This window comes from Leisingera sp. F5 (genome assembly GCF_001593695.1).
Map to the genome: position 1 here is coordinate 1 of NZ_LUKH01000215.1, position 3,682 is coordinate 3,682.

Genomic DNA, 3,682 nt, shown 5'->3' on the forward strand with positions numbered 1-3,682 from the left:
GACCCGCGGCTGGGTCTGGCCGCTGTGGGAAATCTCGCATCTGATCCTGCTGCAGGGCTGTGCGGCGGTGGGCGGCGTGTTTTTGATCACCAAGGCCTATCAGCTGGGCGAAGCGTCTTATGTCGCCGTCTTTGAATACTCGGTGATGATTGTCGGGCCGGGCGTCGCCTGGGCCTTTTGGGGGCAGGCGCTGAACATCTGGCAGATGCTGGGGATCGCGCTGATCATTGCGGCCGGCGCCACTATTGCGCTGCGTTCGAGGTAGCAGGGGCGCTGCCCCTCTTGGCCCTGAAGGGCCAATTCACCCCGAGGTATTTGACACCAGAAAGAAGCCGAAAGCCTGGCGCAGATCGGTATTTCCATACACAGATCAATCGCCTAGGGTCGGATCATGATCCTGTCCCAAGGCCGCCGATACGTTTTTATCCACATCCCCAAGACCGGCGGCACGGCGCTGGCGCTGGCGCTGGAGGCGCGCGCCATGGCGGATGACATGATGCTGGGGGACACGCCGAAAGCGCTAAAACGCCGCCGCCGCCTGCAGGGTGCCGAAACGCGAGGGCGGCTGTGGAAGCATTCCTCCCTGGCCGACATCGAAGGGCTGGTGCCAAAGGACACCCTGCGCGGACTCTTTGCTTTCACCCTGGTGCGCAACCCCTGGGACCGGGCGGTCAGCTATTACCACTGGCTTCAGGAACAGCGCTTCAGCCATCCGGCCATCCAGCTTGCGCAGAGTCTGGAGTTCCGCGGCTTTGTGCAGCATCCGCAGATTGCAAGCGCGTTCCAAGGCAGTCCCGCGGCGTCTTACATGCGCCGTGCGGACGGCGCCGAGCAATGCCAGCTCTATATCCGCCTGGAGCATTTCCAGGAGGATGCCCGGCCGTTGTTTGACCATCTCGGCTTTGTCCTCGACTTGCCGCGGGTCAATGAAAGCGGCCGGCTGCGGGACTGGCGGGGCTACTATGACGATGCCGCTGCCGAAGCCATCGCACGGGCCTGCGCTGCAGACATCGCACAATTTGAATACTCTTTTAACGATTCGCGCGTATCCCAGTGACATGAAACAGCGCTGAGCCTGCCGGATCTGGATCAATCCCGGATCGAGCAAGCGGATTGGCGCAGCGACGTGAACAGTGACTGGTTTTTGCCGCATTTCCGCACCGTTAAAGCCGCTGGAACAGGCAATAACCGGAAACCGGCCAGAGGTTCAAACCTTGGCTGCAGGAAAGGAACACGGATGCTGGATTGGCTCCTGAAACGCACGCAATCCCCGGCGGGGCGGGCTTTGAACAGCGGCTTCCCCCTGGTCCCTGCGGGGCAAGGCGGTCTTCTGGCAGGCACCCATGTTGCGTCGAACCTGGGCTGGCGCCCGGTTGAGGCGCTGACGCCGGGCGACAAGGTGCTGACATTCGATCATGGCATGCAAACGGTTGTGGAACTGCAGCGCGAAACTATCGTTCCGGGCGACGGCGGTCTGGATCCGGCCCGCTGTCCGCTGCTGGTGCCGCGCGATGCGCTGATGAACCGGGTGCCGTTGTGGCTGATGCCGGATCAAGGCGTGCTGCTGGAAAGCGACCTGGTGGAGGATGTTCAGGGCGATCCTTTTGCGGTGGTGCCTGCCTGCGCGCTGGAAGGCTACCGCGGTATCCGCCGGACGCATCCCGGCGCGCAGCTGGAGCTGGTCACGCCGCGTTTTGCCCAGGATCAGGTGATTTACCTTGAAGCCGGAATGCTGGGGTTTGCAGCCGCACCGGTCAATTTGATGTGCGGGCGTATCTTTACCGAGGAAAGCGCCTATAGAGTGCTGCCGCCGGATGAGGCGCGGGGCCTGGTCTTGTCGATGATGGCCGAGGAAGAACGCTGGCGCGCGCGCTGCCCGGCATCCGCTGCGGCACAGTATCATCCACCGGTAAACTGAGCCGGCAGCACTTCTTTCGGAACAAATGAAAACGGCCGGGAATGCCCCGGCCGTTCTTTTTTGTTTTCTGCAGCCGTCAGGCGGCCGCGGTTTTCTCCGGGTCGAACCGGCCATAGAAGCTCTGGCCCTTGTCCGCCATGTCCCGCAGCAGATCCGGGCAGGCAAAGCGATCGCCGTACTGTTCTGCCAGCTGATCGCAGCGTTCTGCCGCATAAGGCGAGCCGATGATATCCAGCCAGCTCAACGGACCGCCGGACCAGGGGGCAAAACCCCAGGCTAGGACTGCGCCGACGTCGCCTTCGCGGATGTCTTCCAGCACCCCTTCCTCCAGCGCGCGCACCGCTTCCAGCACCTGCGCAAACATCAGCCGTTCCTGCACTTCGATCAACTCAGGCTGCTCGGCGGCTTGCGGGTACTTTTCCTGCAGGCCTTTCCAGTACTCAACCCGCTTGCCCTTGTCGTCATAATCGAAGAAGCCGGCATTGGCCTTGCGCCCCAAACGGCCCTGTTCTTCCATCCAGAAGATCAGATCGTCCGAGGGGCTTTCAGGATAGGCATCGCCCATCGCCGCCTTGGTTGCCCGCGCGATCTTGGCTCCGAGATCGATCGAGGTCTCATCGGTCAGCTGGATCGGCCCCACCGGAAAGCCCAACTGGCGCGCAGCGTTGTCGATCAGAACCGGAGACACACCCTCGGCGATCATCCGCACCCCTTCGTTGATGTAAGGAATGATGCAGCGGTTGGCGTAAAAGAAGCGCGCGTCATTCACGACAATCGGCGTCTTGCGGATCTGGCGCACATAATCCAGCGCCTTGGCCACCGCCCGGTCGCCGGTCCTCTTGCCCTTGATGATTTCCACCAGGAACATCTTCTCAACCGGCGAGAAGAAGTGAATGCCGATGAACTGCTCCGGGCGGCCAGAGGCCTTGGCCAGCTCGCTGATCGGCAGGGTGGAGGTGTTGGAGGCAAAGATGCAGTCTTCGGGGATGATCGCTTCGACCTTTTGGGTCATCTCCGCCTTGACGCCGGGATCTTCGAACACCGCTTCGATGATCAGGTCGCAGCCCTTCAGCGCGTCCAGATCCGGGGTCGCGGTGATCTGCGTCAGCAGTGCCTCTTTCTTCTCCTCGGTCGCCTTGCCGCGTTTGATGCCCTTGTCCATATAGGCGGCAGAATAGGCCTTGCCCTTGTCGGCAGCCTCTTGATCGCGGTCGATCAGAACCACTTCCATGCCGGCCTGGGCCGAGACCAGCGCGATGCCTGCGCCCATCATGCCTGCCCCCAGCACGCCGATCTTCTTCACTGACTGGTCCGGCACATCCTTGGGCCGCACCGCGCCTTTTTCCAGCGCCTGCTTGTTCAGGAACAGGCTGCGGATCATGGCCGAGGACGACGGGTTCATCAGCACATGGGTGAACCAGCGGGCCTCGATCTTCAACGCTGTGTCAAAATCAACCAGCGCGCCTTCATAGATCGAGCTGAGCAGCGCCTGGGCTGCCGGGAAGGCGCCCTGGGTCTTGCCGTTGATCATCGCTGAGGCGCCGACAAAGGTCATGAAGCCGGCGGGATGGTATGGCGCGCCGCCGGGCATCTTGTAACCCTTGGCATCCCAAGGCTTGACCAGATCCGCAGGTTTGGCGTTCAGCACCCAGTCCTTGGCTGCAGCCAGCGCATCGTCCGCAACCGCGTCGATCAGCTGCGCCCCCTTGGCCTTTTTCGGGTCCAGCATCTTGCCTTCCAGCAGCACCGGGGCTGCTGCCATGG

Annotated in this window: 4 protein-coding genes; 3 read left to right on the forward strand and 1 reads right to left on the reverse strand. The window is 62.2% G+C overall.

What is annotated here, in order from left to right:
• From A2I95_RS27580 to A2I95_RS27590, 3 genes are all read left to right on the forward strand, one after another.
• The coding region (locus tag A2I95_RS27580; RefSeq protein ID WP_291735055.1) for a DMT family transporter at window positions 1-265 on the forward strand (265 nt) is incomplete at its 5' end.
• A 126-nt stretch (window positions 266-391) separates the two neighbouring features.
• Window positions 392-1,057 carry a sulfotransferase family 2 domain-containing protein gene (locus A2I95_RS27585; protein WP_291735057.1) on the forward strand — a complete coding sequence of 222 codons (666 nt, stop codon included), beginning with the start codon at window positions 392-394 and terminating at the stop codon, window positions 1,055-1,057.
• Between the two features lie 180 nt (window positions 1,058-1,237).
• Window positions 1,238-1,918 carry a Hint domain-containing protein gene (locus A2I95_RS27590; protein ID WP_291735059.1) on the forward strand — a complete coding sequence of 227 codons (681 nt, stop codon included), beginning with the start codon at window positions 1,238-1,240 and terminating at the stop codon, window positions 1,916-1,918.
• A 76-nt stretch (window positions 1,919-1,994) separates the two neighbouring features.
• Here the strand turns inward: A2I95_RS27590 and A2I95_RS27595 are convergent.
• The coding region (locus tag A2I95_RS27595; RefSeq protein ID WP_291735061.1) for a 3-hydroxyacyl-CoA dehydrogenase NAD-binding domain-containing protein at window positions 1,995-3,682 on the reverse strand (1,688 nt) is incomplete at its 5' end.